At 39.6% G+C, this 21,245-nt stretch carries 22 protein-coding genes and 1 riboswitch; of the genes, 17 read left to right on the forward strand and 5 right to left on the reverse strand.

What is annotated here, in order from left to right; genetic code table 11:
- Position 1: 1 nt before the first annotated feature.
- The 4 genes from MTN96_RS21495 to MTN96_RS21510 are packed head-to-tail and all read left to right on the forward strand — an operon-like array spanning position 2 to position 2,987.
- Complete coding sequence (locus MTN96_RS21495; protein WP_248532714.1) at positions 2-625, forward strand: flavin prenyltransferase UbiX; 624 nt, start codon at positions 2-4, stop codon at positions 623-625.
- Positions 622-1,551, forward strand: a complete 930-nt coding sequence (locus MTN96_RS21500; protein WP_069438536.1) for an ABC transporter ATP-binding protein — start codon at positions 622-624, stop codon at positions 1,549-1,551. The genes MTN96_RS21495 and MTN96_RS21500 overlap by 4 nt, the downstream gene beginning before the upstream one ends.
- Positions 1,552-2,319 (forward strand): ABC transporter permease, encoded by a 768-nt coding sequence (locus MTN96_RS21505; RefSeq protein WP_008466038.1) that lies wholly within the window; start codon positions 1,552-1,554, stop codon positions 2,317-2,319.
- Positions 2,319-2,987 carry a tRNA (guanosine(46)-N(7))-methyltransferase TrmB gene (locus tag MTN96_RS21510; protein ID WP_214552940.1) on the forward strand — a complete coding sequence of 223 codons (669 nt, stop codon included), beginning with the start codon at positions 2,319-2,321 and terminating at the stop codon, positions 2,985-2,987. The genes MTN96_RS21505 and MTN96_RS21510 overlap by 1 nt, the downstream gene beginning before the upstream one ends.
- Here the strand turns inward: MTN96_RS21510 and MTN96_RS21515 are convergent.
- Positions 2,980-4,851 (reverse strand): GGDEF domain-containing protein, encoded by a 1,872-nt coding sequence (locus MTN96_RS21515; protein ID WP_248532715.1) that lies wholly within the window; start codon positions 4,849-4,851, stop codon positions 2,980-2,982. The genes MTN96_RS21510 and MTN96_RS21515 overlap by 8 nt on opposite strands.
- A gap of 259 nt (positions 4,852-5,110) precedes the next feature.
- Between MTN96_RS21515 and panP the strand changes: the two genes are divergently transcribed.
- Positions 5,111-6,736: a pyridoxal-dependent aspartate 1-decarboxylase PanP gene (panP, locus tag MTN96_RS21520; RefSeq protein ID WP_036979765.1), complete on the forward strand. Its 1,626-nt coding sequence runs from the start codon at positions 5,111-5,113 to the stop codon at positions 6,734-6,736.
- A 49-nt stretch (positions 6,737-6,785) separates the two neighbouring features.
- Here the strand turns inward: panP and argE are convergent, their stop codons facing one another.
- Positions 6,786-7,931: an acetylornithine deacetylase gene (gene argE, locus MTN96_RS21525; RefSeq protein ID WP_248532716.1), complete on the reverse strand. Its 1,146-nt coding sequence runs from the start codon at positions 7,929-7,931 to the stop codon at positions 6,786-6,788.
- Between the two features lie 221 nt (positions 7,932-8,152).
- Between argE and argC the strand changes: the two genes are divergently transcribed.
- From argC to MTN96_RS21570, 9 genes are all read left to right on the forward strand, one after another.
- Complete coding sequence (gene argC / locus MTN96_RS21530) at positions 8,153-9,166, forward strand: N-acetyl-gamma-glutamyl-phosphate reductase (protein WP_069438539.1); 1,014 nt, start codon at positions 8,153-8,155, stop codon at positions 9,164-9,166.
- The gene (argB, locus tag MTN96_RS21535) at positions 9,163-9,930 is read left to right on the forward strand and encodes an acetylglutamate kinase (protein WP_036979757.1); all 768 of its coding nucleotides are present in this window, start codon (positions 9,163-9,165) and stop codon (positions 9,928-9,930) included. The genes argC and argB overlap by 4 nt, the downstream gene beginning before the upstream one ends.
- 7 nt (positions 9,931-9,937) lie before the next feature.
- Entirely contained in the window at positions 9,938-10,870 is a 933-nt protein-coding gene (locus MTN96_RS21540) for an ornithine carbamoyltransferase (RefSeq protein WP_248532717.1), read from the forward strand.
- Positions 10,867-12,069, forward strand: a complete 1,203-nt coding sequence (locus MTN96_RS21545) for an argininosuccinate synthase (RefSeq protein WP_036979753.1) — start codon at positions 10,867-10,869, stop codon at positions 12,067-12,069. Before MTN96_RS21540 ends, MTN96_RS21545 begins: the two co-directional genes overlap by 4 nt.
- Before the next feature lie 52 nt (positions 12,070-12,121).
- Positions 12,122-13,987, forward strand: a complete 1,866-nt coding sequence (gene argH / locus MTN96_RS21550) for an argininosuccinate lyase (RefSeq protein WP_248532718.1) — start codon at positions 12,122-12,124, stop codon at positions 13,985-13,987.
- Positions 13,988-14,239: 252 nt separating this feature from the next.
- Positions 14,240-14,440, forward strand: coding sequence for a hypothetical protein (locus tag MTN96_RS21555; protein ID WP_008112648.1), 201 nt, complete (start codon positions 14,240-14,242; stop codon positions 14,438-14,440).
- A gap of 14 nt (positions 14,441-14,454) precedes the next feature.
- The gene (locus MTN96_RS21560; RefSeq protein ID WP_024601868.1) at positions 14,455-14,988 is read left to right on the forward strand and encodes a hypothetical protein; all 534 of its coding nucleotides are present in this window, start codon (positions 14,455-14,457) and stop codon (positions 14,986-14,988) included.
- A 1-nt stretch (position 14,989) separates the two neighbouring features.
- Positions 14,990-15,499, forward strand: coding sequence for a hypothetical protein (locus MTN96_RS21565; RefSeq protein ID WP_024601869.1), 510 nt, complete (start codon positions 14,990-14,992; stop codon positions 15,497-15,499).
- Positions 15,499-16,020, forward strand: a complete 522-nt coding sequence (locus tag MTN96_RS21570; protein WP_248532719.1) for a hypothetical protein — start codon at positions 15,499-15,501, stop codon at positions 16,018-16,020. The genes MTN96_RS21565 and MTN96_RS21570 overlap by 1 nt, the downstream gene beginning before the upstream one ends.
- Positions 16,021-16,040: 20 nt before the next feature.
- Here MTN96_RS21570 and coaD read toward each other — a convergent pair whose 3' ends face one another.
- Complete coding sequence (coaD, locus tag MTN96_RS21575) at positions 16,041-16,532, reverse strand: pantetheine-phosphate adenylyltransferase (protein WP_024601870.1); 492 nt, start codon at positions 16,530-16,532, stop codon at positions 16,041-16,043.
- 178 nt (positions 16,533-16,710) lie between these two features.
- On the opposite strand from coaD, the gene MTN96_RS21580 reads away from it, so the two are divergent.
- Both MTN96_RS21580 and thiI read left to right on the forward strand, forming a co-directional pair.
- On the forward strand, positions 16,711-17,364 hold the full coding sequence (locus tag MTN96_RS21580) for a TetR/AcrR family transcriptional regulator (RefSeq protein WP_036979735.1): 654 nt from the start codon (positions 16,711-16,713) through the stop codon (positions 17,362-17,364).
- 100 nt (positions 17,365-17,464) lie between these two features.
- The gene (gene thiI / locus MTN96_RS21585; RefSeq protein ID WP_036979733.1) at positions 17,465-18,922 is read left to right on the forward strand and encodes a tRNA uracil 4-sulfurtransferase ThiI; all 1,458 of its coding nucleotides are present in this window, start codon (positions 17,465-17,467) and stop codon (positions 18,920-18,922) included.
- 26 nt (positions 18,923-18,948) lie between these two features.
- On the opposite strand, the gene MTN96_RS21590 is transcribed toward thiI, so the two are convergent.
- Together MTN96_RS21590 and MTN96_RS21595 are read right to left on the reverse strand one after the other, a co-directional pair.
- On the reverse strand, positions 18,949-19,851 hold the full coding sequence (locus MTN96_RS21590) for a ketopantoate reductase family protein (protein ID WP_248532720.1): 903 nt from the start codon (positions 19,849-19,851) through the stop codon (positions 18,949-18,951).
- A complete protein-coding gene (locus MTN96_RS21595; protein WP_008113182.1) occupies positions 19,844-20,194 on the reverse strand; it encodes a VanZ family protein in 351 nt (116 codons plus the stop codon). The genes MTN96_RS21590 and MTN96_RS21595 overlap by 8 nt, the downstream gene beginning before the upstream one ends.
- A 151-nt stretch (positions 20,195-20,345) precedes the next feature.
- Here MTN96_RS21595 and MTN96_RS21600 point away from each other — a divergent pair, with 151 nt between their 5' ends.
- Positions 20,346-20,828 carry a YajQ family cyclic di-GMP-binding protein gene (locus MTN96_RS21600; protein ID WP_008466001.1) on the forward strand — a complete coding sequence of 161 codons (483 nt, stop codon included), beginning with the start codon at positions 20,346-20,348 and terminating at the stop codon, positions 20,826-20,828.
- Positions 20,829-21,059: 231 nt separating this feature from the next.
- Positions 21,060-21,225: riboswitch (cobalamin riboswitch) on the forward strand.
- Positions 21,226-21,245 lie beyond the last annotated feature (20 nt).

Consider the following 21,245-nt stretch of genomic DNA (forward strand, 5'->3'; position numbering starts at 1 on the left):
TGTGCAATTTAAAGATAAAATCACCTTAGCATTTAGTGGTGCATCAGGCGCGCCTTACGGACTAAGGTTATTAGAGGTGTTGCTTGAGCAGCAGTTTCAAGTGTATGTGCTTATTTCAAGTGCCGCGCGGGTAGTCTTTGATACCGAATCAAATGTTAAACTATCAGCAAATGAAGACAAGGCCACAGAGCAATTAAGCCTGTTATATAACGCAAAACCCGGGCAGTTAAAGGTATTTGGCAAAGATAACTGGTTTAGTCCTGTGGCTTCGGGCTCAGCAGCACCGAAAAAAATGATAGTATGTCCATGTAGCGCAGGATCTGTGTCTGCGATTGCAGTCGGCGCATCAGATAATTTATTAGAGCGCGCCGCCGATGTGGTGATAAAGGAGCGAGGCCAGCTTATTTTAGTGCCACGCGAAACGCCATTTAGCGAAATTCATTTAGAAAACATGCTTAAATTATCGCGTTTAGGTGTAACAATTATGCCTGCAGCACCTGGGTTTTATCATCAACCACAAAGCATAGAAGACTTGGTTGACTTTATGGTGGCGCGAATTTTAGATCATTTAAATATTGAACATAACCTCACAAAGCGCTGGGGTTATGGTGAGGGTAAAAAATGAATAAGCAAAATATTGCTTTAAATATTGAAGGCCTTACCAAGGTTTACAAAAATGGGGTTGAGGCAGTAAAAGGCGTTGATTTACAAGTTCACGAAGGTGACTTTTTTGCATTACTGGGCCCGAATGGAGCGGGTAAATCAACCACTATTGGGGTAATTTCTTCACTGGTAAATAAGACCAAAGGTAAAGTTGAAGTATTTGGCCACAATATTGATACCGACCTAGAAGCAGCGAAAGCTAACTTAGGTTTAGTGCCGCAAGAGTTTAACTTTAGCCAGTTTGAAACGCTGAGCCAAATACTCGTTAATCAAGCAGGTTATTATGGTGTTCCTCGCGGCGAAGCACATAAACGTGCAGATAAATACTTAGCGCAGCTTGGATTAATCGAGAAAAAAGATAAGCAAGCGCGTACCTTGTCTGGTGGTATGAAACGCCGTTTAATGATTGCACGCGCCTTAATGCATGAGCCCAAATTACTTATTTTAGATGAGCCAACAGCGGGGGTTGATATAGAGCTTCGCCGATCAATGTGGGACTTTTTAAGGCAAATTAACGAACAAGGTGTGACCATTATTTTAACCACTCACTACCTTGAAGAAGCCGAATTACTGTGTAAAAACATCGCTATAATTGATACCGGTCGCATAGTTGAAAATACCACCATAAAAGCCTTGTTAGCTAAATTAGACAAAGAAACCTTTGTATTGGATTTAAAACAGCCTACCAATCCGGTGGCGCTTGAAGGGTATAATTTCACCATGACTGATGATCACACCATTGAAGTTGAGGTGGCTAAATCACAAGGGCTCAATGCTGTATTTAGCGCGTTAACCGAACAAGGTAATACTGTATTGAGTATGCGTAATAAAGCAAACAGATTAGAAGAGTTATTTGTAGGATTACTAGAGCAAGGGCGGGGCGAATAAATGTTTAAATATGGCGTAGCCTTAAAAAGTATTTGGATTAAAGAGTGTATTCGCTTTTTGCGTATTTGGGTGCAAACCTTAGTGCCGCCAGCGATTACTATGAGTTTATATTTTGTTATTTTTGGGAATTTAATTGGCTCGCGTATTGGCGATATGGGCGGCTTTAGTTATATGGAGTTTATTGTTCCTGGCCTTATTATGATGTCAGTTATAACAAACTCTTACTCGAATGTGGCTTCGAGCTTTTACTCAACTAAGTTTCAAAAAAGTATTGAAGAGTTATTAGTTGCACCTGTGCCTAATTACATCATTGTACTGGGTTATATGGGCGGAGGTATGACCCGTGGCATTATGGTTGGTTTTATCGTAACGTGCGTTTCTTTATTTTTTGTAGATATACAAATACATAATATTTTTGTGATTATAGCCACTGTTATTCTCACCTCGGCGGTGTTTGCCTTAGGCGGGTTAATTAACGCTATTTATGCAAACAGCTTTGATGACATAAGTATTATCCCGACCTTTATTTTAACGCCGTTGACCTATTTAGGCGGGGTGTTTTATTCAATCACTTTACTGCCTGATTTTTGGCAAATGGTGTCGCAAATAAACCCAATTATTTATATGGTTAACGCATTTAGATATGGGTTTTTAGGTGTTTCGGATGTAGATTTATCGGTCGCAATGGGTGTGTTGTTAGTGTTTATCAGTGTCCTATTTACTTTAGCACTGACGCTAATTAAAAAAGGTGTGGGGCTAAGACACTAATGAGCGATGCAAATTCACGTAGTATTGTATCTAATCAAGCGGGACTTCATGAAAAGCTTGATGAAATAGTTAATAAACACTTACAGGCTGAGTTTAAAAAGCCAATTGCAACGCATACGCAAACCGCATTTGATGAAGTTAATGCTAAAGTGCAAGCCTTTAATGGGCCGCTTATTTTAGACTCCTGTTGTGGGGTCGGAGAGAGCACCGCTAATTTAGCAAAACGTCATCCTGAAGCGTTAGTCATAGGCATTGATAAGTCATCTCATCGACTTGATAAGCATGATGTTGAATATAAACAAAGTGAAAGTGGTCAATACATTTTAGTGCAAGCTGACTTAAATGACTTTTGGCGTTTAGCGGTGGCTGCTAATTGGCAGCCTACGCATCACTATTTGCTTTACCCTAACCCTTGGCCTAAGTCTAAACACATACAGAGGCGCTGGCATGGGGCGGCTATATTCCCATTTATTGTAAAGTTAGGCGGTTTACTTGAGGTGCGCAGTAATTGGGATATTTATGTTAAAGAGTTTGCCAGAGCGCTTGAATTAGCGGGGCATCCATGTCAAACCGAATTGTTTGAGTCAGACGAAGCAATTACCCCTTTTGAACGTAAGTACTGGGCCAGTGGCCAGCAAAGCCACCGGCTTGTTATAAATCTTAAATAGCTAATTGCTGTTTAAAGTGAGTCACATGTGGCGTTGGTTTACCAAGGTAACTACCTTGCATCAGCGTCACATTTAGTTTATTAAGTAGTTCGGCAATCGTGTTATTTTCTACCGCTTCAACAACCAATTCAAGTTCAAGCTGCTGGGCTATATCAGCAATATAGGCAATAAATGGCGACGTATTTTCATCATTCACCAGCTGCTTGGTGATCGCACCATCGAGTTTAATGCCATCTACCTCAATCTTTAACGTATTGAGCGTATTAATAAACTCATTACCCCAACAATGCATCACTATTTTTGCCCCTTTACTTTTCACCATCGCAATAAATGATTTTATTTCATAGTAGTGTGTAATGACCTGCGACTCTAATATTGAAATAGTAATGTTTTCAGGGTTGGGGTAGCGATGAAGCTCATACGCTATGTGATCATAAATAGTGGGATCTGCAATATTTTCAGCGCACACAGTTAACCCCCAGCTGATTGCTGATTTGCGAAAGCGCGAAATGCATTGAGTAAATAAGGTACGTGTTAACACCCCATCCATACGCAGCCTATTTACTGCATTAGAAAAGGTATCAGGGGTTAAAATCTCCCCATGTGAGGTCACTATTCTTGGTGAGCAGTCATACCTAATAATGGCATTGGTATTGGTATCTATAACAGGTTGAAAATAAGGAACAACGCGATGGGCATCAAATGCTTCACGAATTTCTTTTGCTATTTCTACATTGTATAAATACAGAGATTTAGCGTCGTTAATCGCTTCTGAGTAGTTAACTATTGGTTGAACGCCTTGCCTTGATTGCAGTAAAGCAATGTGGGCATTCTTAAGCAGTAATGACTTATTCCCTCTTGCCACTCCAGCGTTGAGCGTAATATAAATAAATGGGCCTGTAATAAAAGGTGTATTTTTATTATGGGATTGAATAATGCTGTAAAGCTCATCAAAAGGTGTTTCTTTACTGGTTAAAATGGCCAGCTTGTTGGTCGCAATACGATAAATACGTGATTGCAGACGGTTTTGCTGCTTAAAGTGACTGAGTAGTTTTTTCATCACTTCATCGGCTGTTTTTGTGCCAAAAAAGCGACTGATACTATCAATTTCGTTAACCAAAATAATCGCGATTTGTAGATGATGCTCATTACTTTTTTTTAGCTGCTTTTCCAAGGCAATATGATTTTCAAACCCCGTAGCATGATCCCTCATTAGTGAGCGGCGTACCCCAAAACAATAAAGAATATAAACCAGTAACAATATGAACAGTACGCAACTAAAATGAAGCAGGGCTTGATTCAAACGTGTTATTAAAGCCGTATTGATTTTATCGACGCTAATATCAGCTGCAGTTAAATAGGTTCTGCCATTTTTTGCTATATGAGGAATATACACCGTTTTAGAATGACCTCGATGCGCCGTTGACACTTCAAAAATAGGGGCCGTTGATAAAAATGCCGCCATATTAATTGGCGTCGCTTCAGGGTAAAGATCTAAATACTGGGTGACTTTACCGTTATTTTGATCATCTTGGGTGTAACTGGAGGCAGTAAAATAAATATTTTCATCAATTAATATCATTGAATATAAAGAATTTATATTTAAATCATTGGCTAAAGCAGAAAGTTGCTCGGCCTTATTTTGATAGCTTGCAAAGCTGATTTCTTGCGGTGTTTTGTCGTGGTAATCACTACCTAAAATATACTTTACGCTGGTGGCGGCATTTATTAAGCGATTGTCAATGCTGCGCATTACATCACTTTGAATGGAAGAGTAAGTGTAGTAACCATAAATGATTAAGCTAACCAAAAAAAAGACGGTCCCAAGTGCCAACCGTGTTAATTTTAGATTTCCTTTGAGCATGTATTATCCTTATTTTTGTTGATTTTATTATACTTAAAAATTATAAATGCCCAATATTTTAATTACCCTTTGTACTAAATTTAAAAAATAGTGAAATGTTATCTATTTAGTATTGTCTTTTATGGCTTAAAACGAGACATTTTTGTCATATTGCAGTAAAGTTAGCGCAATTTTTTAGAAATGCCGTTACTTAAAAACAACTTAAATTTAGCGTGTTTTACAAACTAACAGGTGTTTTAGTCACACACTAGGTATGAAGATGGATCAAAAGCGTTGTGCCGTCGCCTCTAAAGAAAGCCTTAAACGGATATTCACCGTTCCAGAGGCGCCAGACTCAACTTTGAGCAAAATAGAGCTTGAAATTTCGAGTAATTTAGCAGGTTTCTTAAACGAAAATATCGCGGCAATTGAAAAACCATTACATGAAATAGAAAAAGATTTTCAATCGGCGGCAATCCCTGAAGAACCGACGTTTGTGTCTTGCTATGCTCAAGATATTATGGAGCAGCTGGTTGCTCATTCTGTTCATACCGCAGCGCCAAGCTTTATTGGCCATATGACATCGGCTCTGCCTCATTTTTTACTACCGTTATCGAAATTAATGGTTGGGTTAAATCAAAACCTAGTAAAAATTGAAACCTCGAAAGCGTTTACCCCATTAGAACGTCAAGTTTTAGGGATGATGCATCATTTAGCTTATGGCCAAAGTGATGGTTTTTATTCTAAATGGATGCACAGTGCAAAAACTTCGTTAGGGGCATTTTGCTCTGGCGGCACCGTGGCGAATATTACTGCACTTTGGATAGCCCGCAACCGCTTATTAAAAGCGGATGGCAACTTTAAAGGCATTGCTGCACAAGGTTTAGTGGCGGGAATGCTCCACTATGGTTACAAAGGACTGGCGGTTTTAATCTCTGAGCGAGGTCATTACTCGTTAGGCAAATCGGTAGATTTACTAGGTATTGGCCGTGAGAATTTAATTGGTATTAAAACATCGGCTGATAATAAAGTAGATGTAGATGCTATGCGAGAAAAAGCGCTAGAGCTTGAAGCGCAAGGCATTAAAGTGATGGCAATTGTTGGGGTCGCAGGAACCACAGAAACCGGTAATATTGACCCACTTGAAGACATGGCTAATTTAGCACAAGAAATTAATTGTCACTTTCATGTTGATGCGGCATGGGGGGGAGCCACCTTACTGTCTAATACCCATAGGCATTTATTAAAAGGTATTGAGCATGCAGATTCAATCACCATTGATGCGCATAAGCAAATGTATGTGCCGATGGGGGCCGGTTTAGTCTTATTTAAAGACCCTGCTGCTACCGATGCCATAGAGCATCATGCTGAATATATTTTACGTAAAGGCTCTAAAGACTTAGGTAGCCATACGCTTGAGGGGAGTCGCCCTGGAATGGCGATGTTAGTGCATGCTTGCTTACGTGTTATTGGTCGTAAAGGCTATGAAATGCTTATCGATCGCAGTATTAAAAAAGCCCGTTACTTTGCTGATTTGATAAATGCAGATGAAGATTTTGAGTTAATATCAGAGCCAGAACTTTGCTTACTGACCTATCGCTATGTACCAAAACAAATTAAACACGCGATAGCCCAAGCTGATGCACAAACCCGTTTAGACATTTTTGCCGCGCTTAATCGTTTTACTGCAAGCATGCAAAAACGTCAGCGTGAATCAGGTCGATCGTTTGTATCGCGTACACGTTTAACGCCAGTTCAATATGATAACCAACCAACCGTGGTATTTAGAGTGGTACTTGCAAATCCGCTTACATCAGGTGCAATATTAAAAGAGATATTAGAAGAGCAGAAAGAACTAGCTCAAACCGACCCTGTATTTAAAAAGTATTTACGAAAATATATGTAACCATAAATGCTATAAAAAAGACGCGATTAAGCGTCTTTTTTGTTGCTGATTAAAAGCAACTCGCCTTTATAAGGTTGCTGATAATTTGTTGAGAAGGTTTGATTTTTTCCATTGCTAAAAACTCATCGGGCTGATGCGCTTGGTTAATAGAGCCTGGTCCCATTACGATGGTTTCACAACCGAGTTGCTGTATAAATGGCGCTTCGGTACAGTAGTTAACAGCCACTGCTTTTTGCCCTGCTATATTTTCGGCTAATTTGACTAACGCGCTATCTGTGCTTCCCGTAAATGCTGGAATTGGCTCATGCAAATCAATTACGCTCACAGAGTTAGGGTATTGCTGGTTTATATCGTAAGTTGCATCAAGTACCAGTGCTTGAAGCTCTTGCACGCTTAAACCGGGGAGAGGGCGCATATCAATGTGCATTTCACAGCAGCCACAAATTCGGTTGGCATTGTCACCCCCATGAATATTGCCTAAGTTGAGTGTTGGATAAGGAATTTTAAAGTGATTTATTGAATATTTATTCTTGAGTTGTTCTTTTAAGATCAGTAATTTTGTAATTACTTTATGCATTACTTCGATGGCATTAAGACCCCGTTCGGGATCAGAGCTATGTCCTGAGCGACCAACGACTCTGATTGTTGTACTCATATGACCTTTATGGGTAAATACGGGGGTCATATCTGTTGGCTCACCAATAATACAGCGACTTGGCTTTAAATTTGGGTGCTTACAAATTTGCTGTGCGCCAGCCATAGTGGTTTCTTCATCGGCGGTCGCTAATATTAAAATAGGTTGAGTTTGTTGCTTTTCATCAAGCTCACTAATAGCTTGCAGTACAAAAGCAAAAAAGCCTTTCATATCAATACTGCCTAAACCATATAATTTGTTATCAAGTTCAGTTAATTTAAATGGGTTTTGATTCCAGCGGCTATCATCAAATGGCACTGTATCGGTGTGCCCCGCAAGCATTAACCCGCCATCGCCTTGTCCGCGTTTTGCTAATAAGTTGTAGCGGCCTTTACCACCTTCTAACTCTATTATTTCACAGGTAAAACCTAAGCTTTCACACCACTGAGCGAGTAGTTCAATAACGCTTTTATTGCTCATACACAAATGCTCTTCAATAGCGCTAATTGAGGGGGCAGCAATCAATTGCTGATACATCGAGATAAATGACGGCAGAGACATAAAAAAATCCAAAATAAGTATTCAATTTAATTGCATAACAATATAAAAGTATTTATGATGAATATCAATTCACTTTTTAAGCATAAATATATTAAAGTTACGCCATGAAAATAATACGACGATAGTTATCACTCATTAATTTAATCAGTTTAGCTAGGTTGCAACCTAGTGTAAGTAAATAACATGGAATGTAGTCACTAATTTTAGATAAAGAGTAAATAATGAACGTAGTAATTATAGGTGCCAGCGGTTACAGCGGCGCAGAATTGGCTAGCTTAATTGCCAAACATCCAGCATTAACATTATCAGCATGTTATGTATCAGCGCAAAGCTTAGATAAACATAAACTGCTCAGTGAATTATACCCTGAGCACTTAGGGTTACTTGACTTACCTTTGCAACCACTTAATGAGAGTGCATTGAGTGATATAGCTCATTCAGCAGACTATGTGTGTTTATGCACTGACCATAAAGTAAGTGTTGATTTAGCCCCTCAGTTTTTAGCGATGGGCAAAAAGGTATTTGACCTCTCTGGTGGTTACCGTCTTGAAAGTAATGAAGATTACGTCACTTATTATGGTTTTGAACACCAGCATCCAGAGCTCCTCAAAGAAGCTGCATATGGCCTTGCAGAGTGGAATAGCGAGGCCATTGCAAAGGCGCAGTTAGTTGCTGTAGCTGGCTGCTACCCAACTGCCGCATTAAACGCATTAAAGCCTCTTCAGCAAGCTGGGTTACTTAGTGACGAGCGGATTATTATTAATGCTGTATCGGGAGTAACAGGGGCTGGTCGTAAAGCAAGTATTGGCACGCATTTTTGCGAGGTATCACTTGCACCCTATGGTTTGTTTAACCATCGTCATGGGCCTGAAATACAGCAGCATCTTGGTCATAACGTATTATTTACCCCTCATTTAGGTAATTTTCCTCGCGGTATTTTAGAAACCATTTATGTACAGCTAAAACCGGGTGTGACCAGTGAGCAAGTAACTAAAGCGTATCAAGTATTAGCGGATGAGCCGTTAATTCGATTGCTTGGTGGCAAAATCCCCTCGATTAAAGGGGTGGCCAAACAACCTTATGTAGATATTGCGTGGCAGCAGCAAGACTCACAATTAATAGTGATGGCAGCGATTGACAATTTACTAAAAGGGGCGGCTGGTCAGGCTCTGCAATGCATTAATTTGTCAATGGGCTTGCCTCACACTACAGGTCTAGTAGGAGCGTTTAAATGAGCAGTAAAACGTGGGTTATTAAACTCGGTGGCGCAGTACTCAATACTGAAAATGCCGCTAAAGCGCTTTTTGAGGTTCTTAATGAACAACATGATGCACAATTTGTCATTGTTCATGGCGGTGGCTCATTAGTTGACCATTGGCTAGCAGAAGCCGGTTTTGCCAGTGCTAAACACCAAGGTTTGCGAATCAGCCCTAAAGAACAGATGCCTTATATTGTAGGAGCATTAGCGGGAGCAGCAAACAAACAATTAATGGCGCAAGCAATGACTGCTGGGCACAAACCTGTTGGCTTGAGTTTATATGAAGCAGGAATAACAGCATCACAAAAATTAAAAGCGCTAGGGCAAGTAGGTCAATGCCATAGTAATAATGATTCTATTATTAATGAATTACTCAGTGGCGGGCGTTTACCTATAGTCAGCTCCATCGGTTTTGATGAGCAAGGGCTTTGGTACAACGTTAATGCCGATGAAGCAGCCGCCGCAATGGCAAATAATTTAAATGCAGAACTTATTTTTATGACGGACGTAGAGGCGGTACTTGATGCCAATAAGCAGCCTTTACATCAACTTGACACAAAACACATTGATACTTTAATTACAGAGGGAGTAATTGTGGGTGGGATGGAGGTCAAAGTTAAGACCAGTCTTCACGCTGCCCAACATTTACGACGCGGTGTGTACATTTCCAGCTGGCAAAAGCCAGAAAACTTAACTGCTTTGCTGCAAGGCGAGCATGTCGGAACTAAAGTAACACCATAGGTTGAACATGTTTAAAGATTTTATAACGGGTCTAGAATTAGACCAACAAGGCGCCCTTAATTTATTAAAATTAGCGCAAGATATTAAAGAAAGCCCTGCAAAGTATAGCCAAGTGTTAGCTGGTAAGTCAGTGGTTACTCTGTTCGAAAAGCAAAGTTTACGTACTCGCCTTTCATTTGATATTGGTATAAACCGTTTAGGAGGCCATGCGGTTTACCTTGACCAACAAAATGGTGCAATGGGCGCCCGCGAATCAATAAAAGATTTTGCCTTAAATATTTCGACTTGGGCCGATGGGATTGTTGCCCGCGTTAATCAGCACAGTACGTTAACGACACTCGGTGAGTATTCATCCGTTCCTGTGATTAATAGTTTGTGTGATTTATATCATCCATGCCAAGCATTAGCTGATTTTTTAACGCTACAAGAAGTACACGGTGATGTTAGCCAGTTAAAGCTTGCCTACCTAGGTGAGGGCAATAATGTAACGCACTCATTAATGCTATTAGCCGCTACTTTAGGAACAGACTTTGTCGCTGTAACACCAAAAGGCAGCTCACCTGATTCGCAAATACTTAAACAAGCAGAGCAAATAGCAGCTATGAATGGCGCTTCTGTAATGGTAAGTGACAGGGTTGAGGCTGCAGTAGGCGCTAATGTTGTTTACGCCGATACCTGGGTATCTATGGGGGATACAACTCCTCTTGAGCAAGTGAAAGAAAAATACATGCCTTATCAATTAAACCAGGCATTGTTAGAAAAAACCGGTGCAACTACGGTATTACATTGCCAACCGGCACACCGTGAGTTTGAAATTACTTCTGAGGTAATGGATGGTCCTGCATCAAAAATTATACAGCAAGCAGAAAACCGTATGCATGCGCAAAATGCGCTATTAGTTACATTGTTAAATCCAAATTTTGTTAAGGAACACCTATGAGTTCAATTAAAAAAGTCGTTTTAGCCTATTCAGGTGGTCTTGATACATCAGCTATCGTGCCATGGTTAAAAGAAAACTACGGCTGTGAAGTTATTGCCTTTGTTGCCGATGTTGGCCAGGGCGCAGAAGAACTTGAAGGCGTAGAAGCGAAAGCCATTGCATCGGGTGCATCTGAGTGTTACGTGGTTGATTTGAAAGATGAAATGGTAAGTGATTACATTTACCCAACACTTAAAACAGGCTCTATATACGAAGGAACCTACTTGCTAGGTACTTCTATGGCACGTCCAATCATCGCTAAAGCCCAAGTTGAAATTGCCCGTAAAGTGGGGGCAGATGCACTTTCTCATGGCTGTACGGGTAAAGGTAACGACCAAGTACGTTTTGAGTCATGTTTTGCCGCACTGGCTCCTGATTTAAAGGTGATAGCGCCATGGCGTGAGTGGGATTTATCAAGTCGTGAATCATTGCTTGATTACCTAGCCGAGCGTGATATTCCGTGTTCTGCATCAGCAACTAAAATTTACAGTCGTGATGCTAACGCATGGCATATCTCCCACGAAGGCGGCGAGCTTGAAGACCCTTGGTGTGAGCCAAGTGAGCAAGTATGGACCTGGACTAATTCACCAGAGCAAGCGCCCGATAAAGCTGAGCATGTCACTTTATCAGTTGTAGAAGGTGAAGTGGTTGCTGTGAACGGCGAACAATTAAAGCCTTACGACTGTTTAGTTAAACTAAACGACATAGCTGCCCCGCATGGTGTTGGTCGTGTTGATATTGTAGAAAACCGTTTAGTGGGCATGAAATCACGCGGTTGTTACGAAACACCAGGCGGTACAGTGATCATGGCTGCGCTGCAAGCAATTGATGAGCTCGTTCTTGATAAAGCGAGCCGTAAATGGAAAGAGGTGCTCGGTGGTGAATTTTCGCATTTAGTCTACGACGGTCGTTGGTTTACGCCGCTTAAAGATTCTATTTTAGCCGGTGCAGAAGCGCTTTCTACGTTAGCGACAGGTGAAGTGGTACTTAAACTTTACAAAGGGCAAGTAACAGCGGTTCAGAAAAAGTCACCTAACAGTTTATACAGCGAAGATTTTGCTACTTTTGGTGAAGACGATGTTTATGACCAATCGCACGCAGAAGGCTTTATTCGTTTATTCTCACTATCAAGCAGAATTTCAGCATTAGCTAAAAAGTAATTTTTTATGCCCCTTGGAATTAAGGGGCTATTATCGGGTTTGGAGAAATTTCATGGCATTATGGGGCGGACGTTTTTCTACGGGTCCAGATGAAGCGTTTAAACAGTTTAACGATTCACTTCCCTTCGATTATCAATTAGCAGAGCAAGATATTATTGGCTCTGTTGCATGGGCTAGCGCACTTGAACAAGTGAACGTGTTATCTAATGACGAACACCAAAAGCTGGTATCGGCATTATATGAATTACTTGAAGAGGTAAAAGCAGATCCACACGCTGTTGCCACCTCAGGTGCTGAGGATATTCACTCACATGTTGAAGCCGCGCTAATTGAAAAAGTGGGTGATTTAGCTAAAAAATTACACACAGGCCGAAGCCGTAACGACCAAGTTGCTACCGACTTTAGATTATGGTGTCGCGATACTGCCGATCATATCTTAAAAGCGATTGCACAACTAAAAGCTGAATTTATTCGCTTGGCTGAACGTGAGCTTGGCACAATATTACCAGGTTATACCCACTTACAACGTGCACAACCGGTGTTATTTAGCCATTGGTGTATGGCTTATGTAGAAATGCTTGAGCGTGATGAAAGCCGATTACAAGATGCCCAAGCAAGAATGAACTACTGCCCACTCGGCAGTGGCGCTCTTGCAGGCACTGCATACCCGATTGACCGTCACGCACTTGCACAAGGGTTAGGGTTTACAGGCGCGACTAAAAATAGTTTAGATGGCGTATCTGATCGTGACTTTGTGGTTGAGCTATTAAGCTGTGCGTCTATCTCTATGATCCACTTATCGCGCATGTCTGAAGACCTGATTTTTTATAACTCGGGAGAAGCTGGCTTTATTGAACTGGCCGATAATGTTACATCGGGCTCATCTTTGATGCCACAGAAAAAAAACCCAGATGCATTAGAGCTAATTCGTGGTAAAACTGGCCGGGTGTTTGGTGCGTTTAGCGCAATGATGATGACCTTAAAAGCACTGCCTCTTGCTTATAATAAAGACATGCAAGAAGACAAAGAAGGCATTTTTGATGCCATGCCAACATGGCTTGCGTGTATTCATATGGCACAAGCGTGTATTAAAGGCATAAAAGTGAAAGCAGATAAAACCCTTGCAGCGGCAAAAGGTGGCCACGCTAATGCAACCGAACTTGCTGATTACTTAGTCGCTAAAGGTGTACCGTTTAGAGAAGGGCATCATATTGTTGGGGTGTTGGTGCAATTAGCTATTAGTGAAGGTAAAACGTTAGAGGAGCTTTCACTTGAGCAATATAAATCAGTAAATCCAGTGTTTGAAGATGATGTGTATCCGGTACTTGAAATTGATGCCTGTATTAAAGCACGTCAAGCACTTGGTGGAACCTCATTAGAACAAGTAAGTAAAGCGGTGAAAGACGCGAAAAAAAAACAGCAAATAACAGTTCGTGATGCAAACCTAGATGACGTGGAAGCAATCGCTAAACTCGTACAACACTGGGCAACAGTCGGCGAAAACTTACCGCGCGCTAAAAGTGACATGGTGCACTCAATTAATGAGTTTGCCGTAACCGAGATAGACGGTCAGGTATCGGGTTGTGCTTCACTTTATATTTACGACACAGGATTAGCTGAAATACGTTCATTAGGTATTGATCCTAAAAGCGCAGTAACGGGGCAGGGACGAGAACTGGTTGAACACTTATTAGTGAAAGCCAAAAAATTGGCACTCAACCGTGTCATCGTTCTGACTCGTGTACCTGACTTTTTCGAAAATCAGCGGTTTAGTTTCTGTAATAAAGAGAGCCTACCTGAAAAAGTAATGAAAGATTGCGAGCTATGTTTACGCAAAGAAAACTGTGATGAAGTCGCAATGGAATATATGTTAAAGCCAAGTAATAGCATGGAGATCCCCTGTAAAAACGTGGCTTGAGCAATCCCTAGGATAAAAAACGCACGGTGACCCCGATGCGTTTTTTTTTGAGTAAAATAAAATAATTTTTAAATTAACATGCTATTAATTTAAAGTTGGCATATCGTTTGCATTTATTATTCTGAAGCGAGTTGTTGAGTCAATTAACCAACGAAGGCAATACGTTACAGCAGTTATTTAGTAACTGCTCCAGATGGTGTGATTTAAATTTACGCCAATAATAAAAATTTAATACTCAAAAGGATTAATCACATGCAAATTTCAGCGAACAGCCAAGTACAAATGCAAGCATACAATAAAACGCAACAATTAAAGCCTGCAATGGAACAAACTGCTAGCCCTAAAACCCTACAATCTGATACAGTAAGTATCTCTCAAGAGGCGATGGCTGCGGCAAGTGGAACGGATCTTCAACGTGGTGGTGGAGTTGTTCCTCCTATCAAGCCTAAGTAATTTAAAGGTTATGCATGTTTTTAACTGAGTTTTTTGGTTTATTCTCTTTATCCGCATATATGATGTGGGGATTTCTAATGGCATTCTTCTTCAATGCTTTTGTTTTTTCACTTGGAATTAAAAGGGAATCTACCTTATTACTCAGTTCATTTGTTATGATGGTTTCATATTCATCATCTGATTATTTTTACACTTGGTTGTCAATACAAAATGGCTTCCTGTTAGATTGGGCGTTATATGATATTTTTACTATTATCGCCTTGTTAATAGTTGCTTTTTTTATAAAAAAAACAACTCCTTCTTTTGCATATTTGATCACCGGTTTATCAATTAATTCATTGTTTTTTTTATCAATGTACTACGATTTATATGTGATTAAAAATACGGAACCATGGGTTTTTTGGGATATTTATACTTTTAGCGTCAACATAATCGATTTAATAATGATAGTTGCTTTGATAGTTGACCGTGACTTTCTTGGTTTAAATAAATTAAAAAACACAATTCAAACTTTTTGTATTTCTTCAAAAGCTAATCAAATATCTTAGAATGTATTATGTAGACTTATTTTTAGCAGATTATATTGATGCATTTATACAATGGGGCTTTTTAATGGCTTTGTTGTACACATTTGTATCGAGTATAAATACAGCTAATAAATTACTGGTCTATTTAGCCTCAATAATGTTCTTTTCTTACCTTCTAAGTGACTTCCTTTACATTTTTAAAAACGTTTACTTGAACTGGATTTTTTTTGATTTTGCCACAATCCTAATCATTTTTTTAGCATTACAGGTTTCAAGTTTTCAAAGCTCTGTAGCTAAAAACTATATTGTAAGTGGTTTAATTATAAATGCATGTTTAACTTATGCTATTTATGTAGATCTTTATATAAACTGGAATTCAGAGCCTTGGTGGTTATGGAGTCTATACTCCATGGGGGTTAATGTTGTTGATTTACTGATGATTATAGCTATTTTTATCAATAAAGACTTTTTAGGGCTAATGAAACTTAAAGGTCGTTTATTTAGATCACGCACTGAGTTTAAAAGCCTATAATGACAGATCTATTATGGCTGCTTGTTAAAGTTGGCGAAAATTTAGGTAATTTTATATTGTGGCTATTTTTAATCGCTTTTCTATTCAACCTTTCTTCGAGCATTAATAAACAAGATAAAAGCTTACTGCATATTTCATTAATAATGATGATCTCGTATTTTCTAAGTGCATTTTTAAGCCTCGAAACTTCTACTTATAAAGATTATTTCATATTTGATCTCACAACTATTTTGATTCTTTTTTTGTGGCGAAAAATAACGTTGCAAAACACGCCTATTGCTTTTTATTACTTAATGCTGGGGTTAGGGGCTAATACCTGTTTATTTTTGGGGATGCATTATGATGTTCAAGTTAAAGGGAACATTGATTACTGGTGGTATTGGGCTGCATACGGGTTTGGCGTTATTCTCTTTGATTTTATAATGGCATTGGCACTATTTATCAATAAAGATTTTTTAGGTTTAGTGAGGCTTAAGAACGTTCTGTTTCCAGCAAGAGCGAAGCTACCTAGCGCAATGTAATGATACGCTAGGTGTTATTTTTAATGCTTGGTTTTACCTAGCCTCGACTGCAATGCTTTCATTACTATGGTGTCAACAAACTCACTCACATCCCCGTTATGGCGTGCTACTTCTTTTACTAGTGTAGATGATATAAAAGTATTGCGCTCGGCGGGCGTTAAAAATACGCTTTCTAAATCAGGGTTTAAACGACGGTTCATATTCGCGAGCTGAAACTCGTAATCAAAATCAGAAACCGCTCTTATACCTCTAATCAATACATTTGCGTTATGGTCACGAGCCAGATCTGCTAGCAGCCCCGAAAAGCCAATGACTTTTACATTATCTAAATGGCTTAAAATTTCATTTGCTAAATCAACGCGTTCTTCTAAAGTAAAACACGGTTTTTTACTTGGGTTATGAGCAATAGCCACAATAACGGTATCAAACATCTTAGCCGCACGCTGAATTAAATCAGTGTGGCCGTTGGTAAGAGGGTCAAATGTGCCTGGGTAGATTGCGGTCACTTTCATAATATTTACTGTGTTATTATTTTTAGCCGTAGTGTAGCAGTGTTTAGTGTGTAAAGCAGCCTTGTAAGTAAATTGTATATAACTGCAGCTGCGCAGTGTTACAAATGCAATGATTTGTTTATACTAGGCGGATTATTTTAATGCAGCATCGTATTTTCGAAAATTGAGTAATGAGTATATGAATACCAAGGATAAAATAATTCAAACCAGTATTTCATTGTTTAATGAACATGGTGAAAGAGCAATATCTACTAATCATATCGCATCGAGTTTGGGCATGAGTCCGGGTAATCTGTACTACCACTTTAAAAATAAAGAAGACATTATTCGTCATATATTTGCACTTTATCGTGATCATTTAAGCACCCATTTTAAGCCGGTCGATCAAGGCGACGATGCTTTTGAACGCCTAGGTCCTTATTTAGATTCGCTATTTGAATTAATGTGGCGCTATCATTTTTTTTACGACAACCTTGGTGATATTCTTGCTCGCGATAGCCATTTAAAACAGGGGTACATTGATTTTCAGCAGGAATTACTTGAGCAGGTACGTAACATCATTTTGGCCTTGCGGGATAGTGAAATTATTGCCATTGATGAACAAGATGCCATTGAACTTGCTCATACGCTAAAATTAACGGTTAGCTTTTGGACACCCTATATGAAAGCAAGAAGACTAAGTGGTGTGCTGGTTGAGCAAGATATTTACCCTGGCATTGTAAAAGTACTGACTTTATTTAAGGCTTACAGTACAGAAAAAAGCGCAAATAAAATTAATCAGTTAAGAGACAAGTACGCACTTTTAGCAAATGCTGCCCCCCAGAATCCTTAGCCCCATCGGGTTGGTTAGTTCCTAGGCGTTAAATTTTTTGCTATAATCCGCCGCGCCCAATGCCTGGGTGCGCGAATTCCCGCAGTCTAAGAGTTGAACTATGCTTAAATTTATCGTCAAACTTCACCCTGAAATAGCCATCAAAAGCCGTTCAGTCCGTAAACGCTTTACCAAAGTGTTAGAAAATAACATTAAAATTGTATTGCGTCGTGTTGACGAAAAAGTACAAGTGCGTAATAACTGGGATAACATTTCAGTTGTTACAAAACTTGACGATGCTCAAACTCGTATTGATTTTATTGATAGCTTGCAGCGTATTCCCGGCATCGTACAGTTTATTGAAGTGACCGAAACAGACTTTAAAACCCTTGATGACATTTATCAAAAAACCATTGCGTTAGTTGGCCACACTATTATTGGTAAAACCTTTTGTGTGCGTGCTAAGCGCATAGGTCAACATGATTTTACTTCAACTGAACTAGAGCGTTACGTCGGTGGTGGGCTTAATCAACATGTTGAAGGGGCTCGAGTAAAGCTAAGTCGCCCAGAAGTGACTATTCGTTTAGAAATTAAAGACGAAAAAGCCTACATAGTAACGCAAACCCATTTAGGGATGGCGGGCTTCCCACTGCCAACACAAGACGATGTATTATCGCTTATGTCTGGTGGTTTTGATTCTGGCGTTGCCAGTTATCAAATGATCCGCAAAGGGGCTCGCACGCACTTTTTATTCTTTAATTTAGGTGGCGCTGCTCATGAAATTGGGGTTAAACAAGCGAGTTACTATCTATGGAAACAATATAGCTCTACGCATAAAGTTAAGTTTATTACTGTTGATTTTGAGCCAGTGGTTGCTGAAATCTTAGAAAATGTTGAGAACAGCCAAATGGGCGTTGTCCTTAAACGTATGATGATGCGAGCGGGTAGTGCCGTCGCTGAAAAACTAAATATTCAAGCATTGGTTACGGGTGAAAGTATAGGTCAGGTGTCTAGTCAAACCTTAGCTAACTTAAGTGTGATTGACCGCGTAACCGAAACGCTCATTTTACGCCCACTTATCCAACATGATAAGCAAGAAATCATCAATATAGCGCGCCAAATAGGCACTGCAGAAATGGCAGAGACGATGCCCGAATACTGCGGTGTGATTTCTAAAAAGCCGACAGTTAAAGCCAAAATTGAAGTAATTAAAGCAGAAGAAGAAAAGTTTGACTTTGATGTGTTAGATACCGTTATTGATAACGCCCGTGTTATGGATGTGCGCGATATTGATGTTGAGGCTAAGCAAGAGCTTAAAGAGGCAGAATCAGTTACAGAGTTACCAGAGGGAGCGGTTGTTGTTGATATTCGCTCGCCTGAAGAAGAAGATGCGGCGCCGCTGGAAATTGAAGGTATTGAAGTTATCCACTTACCGTTTTTCCGCTTAGCAACAAAGTTTGGCGATTTACCTAAAGGTAAAGATTATTACTTATATTGCCAAAAAGGAGTAATGAGCCAATTACAAGCGCTTATTCTTCACGAAGAAGGCTTTACCACTGTTAGAGTATATCGTCCTTAATGGCTTAATATATTAGATGCGCGGATTTAGTCCGCGCTTTTTTTTGCCAAAATTTTAGCAAGTAAGGCGTCATTATAAGGTGTTGCAATATGGTGCAGTTTTCCTTGCTCACTTATATAGCCACAAATTGCCATGATCTCAGTTTGCCTATTGTGCAAAACGTCTTGATGCATAGATGAGTAATTCTCTGCGGTTAAACTCATCACCTTATAGGCGCGCTCGAGGGCATCGATAAGCTTAATATTAAGTTTAAGCGCGGTCGCAATATGGCACGCCTCTGTTAATAAATTAATAATTGAGCTATTGAACTGTGGCGCACGTAACTGGCCATTTTTTATATTGTACAGAGCGGTTAATGGATTTATGGCAATATTAACTAGTAGCTTTTCAAACCGTAGTTGCTCAATATTGTTGCTGACAATTAATTGCGGAATAGTGTGTAATTGCGCACTAAGCTGTTGAATATTTTGAATAGCCAGTTGATTACAGCCCCCTAATACACTTTGCCCGTTTCCGGTATGCTGCACAATATTAGGGTTTGACTTAAATCCAGCCATGCTAGTGGTTAAAAAGTACAACGATTGCTGCTGTGTTAACTGTGCATTTAATTGTTCAACATTACCCATGCCATTATGACTCAGTACAATATGGGTATTATTACCAAGATAAGGCTTTACTTGGGCATAGGCTTGTTGCACTGCAAACGCTTTAACAGTGAATAAAACAATGTCAAACTCGGGAGCTTGGGCTAATTGCTGTTGTGAGATAAAAGTGGCGTTGATTTTTTCAGACGCAGCGTTACTGTGGCTGTAAAAGCGAGTATTTACTGTGCCTTTTTTGGTAAGAACATAAACTGTGTGATATTTACCTAAAAAATGGCTAAATAACAAGCCTATAGCACCATCACCAACAACAAGTATGTTAGCCATAACGCTTCTTTTTACGTAGTGTTAATAGGGCTTTAGCTAAAAAATAGCTCGCCGCACCAATAAAATCGGCAACAAAATCGGCCAGTGATGCTTGTCTGTAAGGAAGGCTATCTTGCATAATTTCTATTGCGGCACCATAACCGGCTAACAGTAATATTTGTGCATATAAAGGTAGTTTAAAGGCTTTATCCATAATAATGGCAAGTAAAAAGAAAATACCAAAATGCGCCACTTTATCTACATGCGGAAATAAGTTTGCAGCGCCTTTTACCTCTTTAGCAAATAAGAAGGTAAATGCGACAATACTAATCAAAAAAATAGCTTGGTAAACACGCCTTGTCACGAAGAATCCTAAAATCGTATAAAAAAGAAGCCTCAGTATATCAAACTAAATTAGTATCGCACCTGAACAAGATGCAGAAAAGTGTAAAGATTTATCATTTTAACGTTATAATTGCCGCATAAAATTAAGATTAGCTAGTTAGGAGAACATCATGCCTTCATTTGATATTGTATCTGAAGTAGAAATGAACGAAGCACAAAACGCGGTTGATAATGCCAATCGTGAATTAGAGACACGATTTGATTTTAGAGGGGTCGATGCCTCAATTGAATTAAACGATAAAACAATTAAATTAAAAGCTGAAGCAGATGCTCAGGTTATGCAGTTGTTTGATATTTTAGCTGGGAAGGTTTCAAAGCGTGGAATGGACGTTGCGAGCCTAGAACTACAAGATATTTCTCGCGCAGGCAAAAATGTTTTTCGTAACGTTGCACTAAAGCAGGGTATCGAAAAAGATATGGCTAAAAAAGTAGTAAAAGCCATTAAAGATTCTAAAGTAAAAGTGCAAGCGGCTATTCAAGGCGAAGAAGTACGCGTAACGGGCAAAAAGCGTGATGACTTACAAGCTGCTATGCAAGTTGTACGCACTGCCGATTTAGGTCAGCCATTTCAGTTTAAAAACTTCCGCGATTAATTTATTGTTTCGAGCTAGGCACTATAGGCGCTTAGTTCAAAGCAACATGTATTTAGCCAAACACGCTATATTGTTTGGCTTTTTTATTTTTGAATCTATGATAATTATCGAGCATCGAGCATCGAGCATCGAGCATCGAGCATCGAGCACCGAACCCCGATTTGTAGATGTTTAGACGTCCGTTGACATTTTTTAGTAAACAGATAACAATAGCTGCCTATTTTCAAGGTGCTTGCTAAACACTTCAATGGTGTGATTTTTTTAGTAGGATAATCGGGAAGTTGGTGCGTTTTCATTGATGAAGTCAATCCCAACACTGCCCCCGCAACGGTAAAGTTATGCTGTATTAAATTATGGTAACTGAGTCCGGAGACCGGCCTTGATTTAATCTTACTTACTAACATCTTTGCGGTGGGC

The organism is Pseudoalteromonas sp. 2CM28B (genome assembly GCF_023161935.1).

Coding starts and splice junctions, on each gene's coding strand:
- MTN96_RS21570 (WP_248532719.1), top strand. CDS start 15,499: ATGACAGATCTATTATGGCTGCTTGTTAAAGTTGGCGAAAATTTAGGT.
- MTN96_RS21505 (WP_008466038.1), top strand. CDS start 1,552: ATGTTTAAATATGGCGTAGCCTTAAAAAGTATTTGGATTAAAGAGTGT.
- thiI (WP_036979733.1), top strand. CDS start 17,465: ATGCTTAAATTTATCGTCAAACTTCACCCTGAAATAGCCATCAAAAGC.
- MTN96_RS21515 (WP_248532715.1), bottom strand. CDS start 4,851: ATGCTCAAAGGAAATCTAAAATTAACACGGTTGGCACTTGGGACCGTC.
- coaD (WP_024601870.1), bottom strand. CDS start 16,532: ATGAAAGTGACCGCAATCTACCCAGGCACATTTGACCCTCTTACCAAC.
- MTN96_RS21500 (WP_069438536.1), top strand. CDS start 622: ATGAATAAGCAAAATATTGCTTTAAATATTGAAGGCCTTACCAAGGTT.
- panP (WP_036979765.1), top strand. CDS start 5,111: ATGGATCAAAAGCGTTGTGCCGTCGCCTCTAAAGAAAGCCTTAAACGG.
- MTN96_RS21555 (WP_008112648.1), top strand. CDS start 14,240: ATGCAAATTTCAGCGAACAGCCAAGTACAAATGCAAGCATACAATAAA.
- MTN96_RS21565 (WP_024601869.1), top strand. CDS start 14,990: ATGTATTATGTAGACTTATTTTTAGCAGATTATATTGATGCATTTATA.
- MTN96_RS21580 (WP_036979735.1), top strand. CDS start 16,711: ATGAATACCAAGGATAAAATAATTCAAACCAGTATTTCATTGTTTAAT.
- MTN96_RS21540 (WP_248532717.1), top strand. CDS start 9,938: ATGTTTAAAGATTTTATAACGGGTCTAGAATTAGACCAACAAGGCGCC.
- MTN96_RS21545 (WP_036979753.1), top strand. CDS start 10,867: ATGAGTTCAATTAAAAAAGTCGTTTTAGCCTATTCAGGTGGTCTTGAT.
- MTN96_RS21510 (WP_214552940.1), top strand. CDS start 2,319: ATGAGCGATGCAAATTCACGTAGTATTGTATCTAATCAAGCGGGACTT.
- argE (WP_248532716.1), bottom strand. CDS start 7,931: ATGTCTCTGCCGTCATTTATCTCGATGTATCAGCAATTGATTGCTGCC.
- argH (WP_248532718.1), top strand. CDS start 12,122: ATGGCATTATGGGGCGGACGTTTTTCTACGGGTCCAGATGAAGCGTTT.
- MTN96_RS21560 (WP_024601868.1), top strand. CDS start 14,455: ATGTTTTTAACTGAGTTTTTTGGTTTATTCTCTTTATCCGCATATATG.
- argB (WP_036979757.1), top strand. CDS start 9,163: ATGAGCAGTAAAACGTGGGTTATTAAACTCGGTGGCGCAGTACTCAAT.
- MTN96_RS21600 (WP_008466001.1), top strand. CDS start 20,346: ATGCCTTCATTTGATATTGTATCTGAAGTAGAAATGAACGAAGCACAA.
- argC (WP_069438539.1), top strand. CDS start 8,153: ATGAACGTAGTAATTATAGGTGCCAGCGGTTACAGCGGCGCAGAATTG.
- MTN96_RS21590 (WP_248532720.1), bottom strand. CDS start 19,851: ATGGCTAACATACTTGTTGTTGGTGATGGTGCTATAGGCTTGTTATTT.